General features: G+C 64.8%; 3 protein-coding genes. All 3 read right to left on the bottom strand.

The genetic code is table 11. The features are described from left to right. Positions 1–363 precede the first annotated feature (363 nt). Genes MKK84_RS21450 through MKK84_RS21460 form a run of 3 tightly spaced genes read right to left on the bottom strand, consistent with a single transcriptional unit; the run spans position 364 to position 1,859 of the window. A complete protein-coding gene (locus tag MKK84_RS21450; protein WP_243923387.1) occupies positions 364–879 on the bottom strand; it encodes a hypothetical protein in 516 nt (171 codons plus the stop codon). A 27-nt stretch (positions 880–906) separates the two neighbouring features. Further along, the gene (locus tag MKK84_RS21455; protein ID WP_243923389.1) at positions 907–1,218 is read right to left on the bottom strand and encodes a ribbon-helix-helix domain-containing protein; all 312 of its coding nucleotides are present in this window, start codon (positions 1,216–1,218) and stop codon (positions 907–909) included. Next, positions 1,215–1,859: a ParA family protein gene (locus MKK84_RS21460; RefSeq protein ID WP_243923391.1), complete on the bottom strand. Its 645-nt coding sequence runs from the start codon at positions 1,857–1,859 to the stop codon at positions 1,215–1,217. Before MKK84_RS21460 ends, MKK84_RS21455 begins: the two co-directional genes overlap by 4 nt. Positions 1,860–2,399 lie beyond the last annotated feature (540 nt).

Here is a 2,399-nt window from a genome sequence, read left to right on the forward strand (position 1 = left end):
GTCCTTGTGAGACCAGCACGTCGACCTGACGCAGCTTGCTCACGATCTCCTCGGGCTTGGGTCGTTGGGCCATCGATTCCGTCCTCTGTCGGCGCAAAAGCCATACTTCAGGGCGGACCACTTCAAAGGGGGACGATCACCGCAGCCGTTGCAGGGCGCCCACTTCTCTGGCTTCACCGGCACCCGCTGGCCTGACGTGCCGTCTATCAGGTGGATCGTCGGCATAGGTCCAGCCTATCGGCGTAACTTCCGAGAACGCGAATTATCGGAAGTTACACTGATGATGGCACGGGAGCAAGCCAACGAGGGAGCTTGATAGCAAGATTGCGACGGATCAATTCCGCGAGCTGACGAGCTGTCGAGTTAGGTTTTGGCCGGCAACGGAACGAGACTGCCTGCCACGTACCACAGGCCAGCGACGGCGAGTCCATAGGCGAGCAGAACTGCGGCGATGCCGACGACGTGGAACGTGCCAGCAGTGCGTTTCGCGCGCAGTGACGCCGGGGTATTCCGCACGAACGGAAGCTCGAAGGCGTAGGATAGGCTCTGCATCTCTCGCAGGTAGAAGTACTGCGTGAGATAGGCGAAGGCGGTCGCGACCATCGCCACCAGAAGGCCGGCCCCAAAAAGTTTCAGCCCGAAGATCGTGTCGACGGTCACAGGCTGTCGGCCCGTCCCGATGAAAGCGAGCATCGCGGCGGCCGAGCCGCCATTCACGAGCGCAGCAGCCTTCTGCGCCTCCACCGCGAAACTCGCGACCACTGGGAACATGCTCGCCGCGGTGCGGTCCGACCGATCATGCTCCCGCTGAGCGTAGCCCACACGCTTGTCGAGCATCTCCAGCGTCTCGGCTGGCTTGTCGGGCGGCGTCTGATCCATTGATAGCTCGCAAGCTCAGGAACTAGATCACTTGCTATGCCGGGCCACAAAATCGCGGATGGCTTCCTCGCATATCTCCTGAATGGTTCGCTCCTGCTCGGCCGCGATGACCTTGAGCCGCTTGCGCGTGGCCGGGTCGATCCGGGTTAGGATCTGCACCCGCGCATCTGCCTTTGCCTTCACGGTCGCTGCGGCGGTTGAGGCAGGGCCAGCCGATGAGGCCGCAGGTTCGGCCGCTGCGGGCGGCTCACTGACAACACTGGCGGCGCTGGTCGCCGGATCCTTCCGTGCGAACCGGCCGGCGAGGCTGTCCAGGGTAGGGCGTGCCGCCTTGCTCATCGTGCCTTCCCTCCTGCGGACAACGCCGCCTCGACTTCCTGCCAGAGCGCGGCGACTTCGGCCGCGGCCTTCCCATCCGGTTCGTGTTCGTTGACCGTCGAGCCCGTCAGAATGGCGTGAGACATGGCAACCCGGTTCGCGAGAGCTGTCGCCGCCACGGTCGCACCCATGGCAACGAGCGCAGCCCGCGCCTCGGCCACGATCGCCGGCTCGGCCGACCCCGTGCGGGCCGGGGCGTGGTTGATGACGGCGAGCGGCGCCTTGCCGACCCGCTGCGCGAGATCCAGCGTCGAGGCGACGGCAGCCAGGTCAAGCGGCCCCGGCCGCGTCGGGACGAGCACGAGATCGGCAGCGCGCATCGCCGCTAGAATGCTGTCCTCGGCGTGCGGCGGAGTGTCGATGATGATCCGGCCGAACCCCTCGCGTTGAGCGGCCTCGACAAGCTCCGGCAGCTCGCGCGCATCCGCTTCGATTAGCTTCGGCTCATCCGGCCCGCGTAGCTGATGCCACCATGCGAGCGACCGTTGCGGGTCCGTGTCGATCAGCAGGGCAGGGCTGTCCGCTTGGGCCGCCAGGACCGACAGGTGCATCGAGAGCGTCGTTTTTCCGACGCCACCTTTTCTTGCCGTGACCGCGATCACCTGCACATCTGCCCCCATCCACTGCGATCAAGCTCGGCAGCAATCGAGCCCCCGAGGGATCCTGTCAACGAGACCGCGAGCCCGCCCGCTGGCGAGATGCGCTGCAAGCAGGATCCCGAGACGGCGAGATTTCAGGCCCACACGATCCGAAGCACGCAAGATTGCGAGATTGCCTGCTATCAAGCTCACATGTTCACAAGCTGGCGAGGGATCGCCGGTCGGCTTATCTGAGGCGGACCAGCCGCGGTGCGGTCGGGAGTGCGCGAGGCCGGGCGAGCCGTGATGATATGGCCGCCCGGCCGGTGCCGGCTGCAGCTTACCGTAAGGGCAAAGGGGCTTGCCACACCTGTGGCGGAACAGCCACGGTTCCTTCAAACTAAAGGTTTCCAGGACGAAACTAGTTTGCTGAGCGTAGCCGTTCCGGCATGATCCTGACCCAGCAAACCACCGCAGTGCGGGGCGTGCCGGAGCCAGCCACCAAGACGCGGGCCCAAATAACAATGAGCGGTTTGACCTGAAAAATCAGGCAGCGCCGCAGTT

The sequence above is a fragment of the Methylobacterium sp. E-065 genome (assembly GCF_022829605.1).
GTDB lineage: Bacteria > Pseudomonadota > Alphaproteobacteria > Rhizobiales > Beijerinckiaceae > Methylobacterium.

Coding starts and splice junctions, on each gene's coding strand:
- MKK84_RS21455 (WP_243923389.1), bottom strand. CDS start 1,218: ATGAGCAAGGCGGCACGCCCTACCCTGGACAGCCTCGCCGGCCGGTTC.
- MKK84_RS21450 (WP_243923387.1), bottom strand. CDS start 879: ATGGATCAGACGCCGCCCGACAAGCCAGCCGAGACGCTGGAGATGCTC.